The sequence below is a fragment of the Enterococcus sp. RTP21361st1_A6_RTP21361_211029 genome, from assembly GCF_040910045.1.
Classification (GTDB): Bacteria; Bacillota; Bacilli; order Lactobacillales; family Enterococcaceae; genus Enterococcus_D; species Enterococcus_D gallinarum.
Window position 1 is genome coordinate 1 of sequence record NZ_JBDGBK010000158.1, and the last position, 3,212, is coordinate 3,212.

Consider the following 3,212-nt stretch of genomic DNA (forward strand, 5'->3'; position numbering starts at 1 on the left):
ATTGCTGCAATCTGCCAGATCTCAGTGAGAGAAGTAGTATCTCTAACAACTGTTGCAATCAATCCTAAGAAAGTTGCCAAAAGCCATGAACTAAATCCCAGTAGGAATCCTAGACAATATTTTTCCAGCACATAGCCCACTCGAGTAATAGGTAAAGTGAATAAAAACGCATACCCATTGTCAAATTCATCATAGCTGATAGTGCTTAATGTGAATAAAGAAAGCGCAAAGGTTAAGAAACCTAGTGGGAATGATACATCCTCTGTAAACGAGATCATTCCTATTACAATCAAAAGAATAACCAAAAAGAAATTTTTTTGTGTGGCCATCAATTTAAAATCTTTTACCAACAAACCTGTCATTATTCACGCCCCCTTACCATCATCATAATCACTTCATCAATTGATCCTTTTTCAATGACTATTTTAGGAAAATTCTCCATATAAAATTGTTTTTGATTCGTTAAACAACTATACCCATAGCTTTCTTCTTTGTATCGGAGAATAAATTGTTTATCCAGTTCTTTGTATTGCTCCGGATCAACTTTCAATAGTGCATAATCACTTAACAAGACATCGGTCTCTTCGTGTAAGATCATTCGTCCATCATGGATCATATAAAGATCATCACAAAGTGTTTCTAAATCACTAGAGATATGGGAACTGATCAAAATCGCACACTCTTCATCTTTTTCCATGAACTCTCTCAACATCAAAAGTAATTCATCTCTGGCAATCACATCCAAGCCAGCTGTCGGCTCATCTAAAAGCAACAATTTAGCGTGATGCGATATAGCTACTAATACTTTTAGTTTTGCTTTCATCCCTGTTGAAAAATCGTTGAGTCTTTTATCCACTGGTAGTTGGAATCGCTGAATTTGTTCGGTAAAAAAGTCTTCGTCAAATTCGCTATACATTGTCCGTAAAATCGGAACAATATCTTTAATCCTTAAATAGCCGCTGAAGCCAGAATCGGATAAAACAACACCTAACTTTTCCTTCTCTTTTGGGGTGAGTTCTTTACTATCCTTGCCTAAAAGTGTGATCTTCCCACTGTCAAAAGGAATTAAACCAAGAGCTGCTTTAAACGTAGTACTTTTACCTGCTCCATTTTGACCAATCAACCCTGTGATAGTACCTTTTTGAACTTCTAATGAACAATCAAGAGAAAAATTATCATACTGCTTTTTTAGATGCTCAATTTTCAACATGTTTCAACCCTCCAATATCAATTCAAACAAACTTTTTATCTCTTCATCACTAATCCCGCAACGTCGCCCTTTTAGAATTGCTTGTTCCAAGTCTTGTTCCAGCTCCTTTTTTTGCTCTTCCAATAAAAGCTCTGTATTGGTAGCAGCTACATAAGTTCCTTTCCCGTGAACCGTTACTGTAAAACCTTCAGATTCTAACGTATCATAGGCTTTTTTGACCGTTAAAGCACTGATCTTTAATTCTTTTGACAGTGTGCGGACAGATGGCAACGGATCATTCTCATTCAGCTCCCCATTTCGAATATGCCCTTTGATTTGATCGACAATCTGCTCATAAATCGGCACCATTAAGGAAGTATTAATAATCAATCTCACATTTTCTTCCCCCTTCTCGTTGCAAACAGTATATAACAGTACACAACTGTTATCAAGTGTTATATACTGTTTATTAAAAAAATTTTGAGTTTTTACTGAACATAAACAAAAAAAGCTAGGCAAAAGCCTAGCTGAGAACACGATTTAATCGTGAAAGATAGATAGTTATTTCATGCGTATGATAATTGTCCCACCTATAACACTCACAATCATTATGCCGAGGACAAGCATCCAACTCGCCTTCTCATCATTTGTCTGTGGAAGTTTTTTATCATTCGTTTTATTTGAAGCGTTTAAGGCAGCAGAGTGACTTGATTCTGATTGATTGTTCTGAGTCCCTAATATGGACGAATCAGTTGTGTTTGGTTCTGTCGTACTTGGTTCTGTCGTACTTGGCTCCGTTACGCTTGGCTCTGTGACACTTGGCTCTGTCGTACTTGATGTTTCTTTTTTAGTATTGGTAATAATGATGGTACCATCCTCATTGGTTACCGCACTTTCAAAGTCATCTGGAACATTGACTTCTTCGACAGTGTAAAAGAAATCTTCCCCTTGGTTATTGTACTTTGGTAATACTACATTTTGGCCTTCAACTGGGACTTTTGTGCGTGTTCCTTGATAGCCCTCGCCTTTATTCGAGGTTAAACTATCTGACATTTGCCAACTTTCAGCACTAACGGTGGTTGTTCTTTTGACTTGGTATTCGATCTGATCAGGAATCTCAGCATCTGGAACATTGACCCACTTCTTCATAATTTTCAATTCTACGACAGGTGCCTTGATGGATGGAATAGGAAAATCTAAATATTCACCATCACTTCCTGTTGTTAATGTCGTACGTCCATTACACAAGACCCATGTTTCTCCTTGAAACTCAGCGGATTCTGTATTTATTCGAACCTGATAAGTTAGGGTAAGTTTTTCATTTTCACCTAACGCGATGTTGCTGATAGAGATGGTTTGATTAGCTTCAGTTACTTGAACTGCTGCAACAATTTCAGGAGCTTGGATCCATGCTCCTTGATCATTTTTGCGCCACCCGACCAATTGATAATGGCTATTATCAAACGTACCGGCTCCTTGTAAAAGGATTCCTTCCCCCATAGGGTCTGTGATCGTTCCATTGGGAATCGTTTTATCAATGTGGTTCGCAATTTCTTTCAATGCTGAACCAAGACCGCTAAGGTTTTCGTCCGTCGTCAAATAATTAGCCGGTGCAGTAGCAAGATTACGGGCAATGTATTCACCCCTTGCCGAAGGTGCCGTTGCCACTGAATAAACCGTAAAGTTCGATTCCTTGATGTCAACGATCGTTCCTAATGTTTCATCAGTCACCACTTGACTGCTGACTGGAACTGCTAAACTATCTGTTGAAGTCTTACTTGTTGTATGGTATTGAGGATTAGCTGTTTGGAAAGCTTTGGTATAGCTGCTAGTATGATAACCATTATAATCATTGATCTTTCCTGTATTGGGATACACAGTTGCATTTTCAGCAGGTAAATAGCTGCGATTGGCACTGTTGTCGCCAATATGGATAAACAGTTTCTCAGCTTCAGGACGACTTTTCTCAAGTAACAATCGTTGTCCCTCCATCAAGCCTTTTTGCATAAATGTTCCTGAGCGC

At 38.4% G+C, this 3,212-nt stretch carries 4 protein-coding genes; all 4 read right to left on the reverse strand.

Annotation, left to right across the window (positions count from 1 at the left end; genetic code table 11):
* Positions 1–362, reverse strand: a 362-nt coding sequence (locus AB5Z52_RS16335; protein WP_288551830.1) for an ABC-2 transporter permease, incomplete at its 3' end; no start/stop codon positions are given.
* On the reverse strand, positions 362–1,210 hold the full coding sequence (locus AB5Z52_RS16340; RefSeq protein WP_003125549.1) for an ABC transporter ATP-binding protein: 849 nt from the start codon (positions 1,208–1,210) through the stop codon (positions 362–364). The genes AB5Z52_RS16335 and AB5Z52_RS16340, both read right to left, overlap by 1 nt.
* Positions 1,211–1,213: 3 nt before the next feature.
* Complete coding sequence (locus AB5Z52_RS16345) at positions 1,214–1,585, reverse strand: GntR family transcriptional regulator (protein WP_003125548.1); 372 nt, start codon at positions 1,583–1,585, stop codon at positions 1,214–1,216.
* Between the two features lie 165 nt (positions 1,586–1,750).
* A partial coding sequence (locus AB5Z52_RS16350) for an LPXTG cell wall anchor domain-containing protein (RefSeq protein WP_288551831.1) occupies positions 1,751–3,212 on the reverse strand: 1,462 nt, incomplete at its 5' end.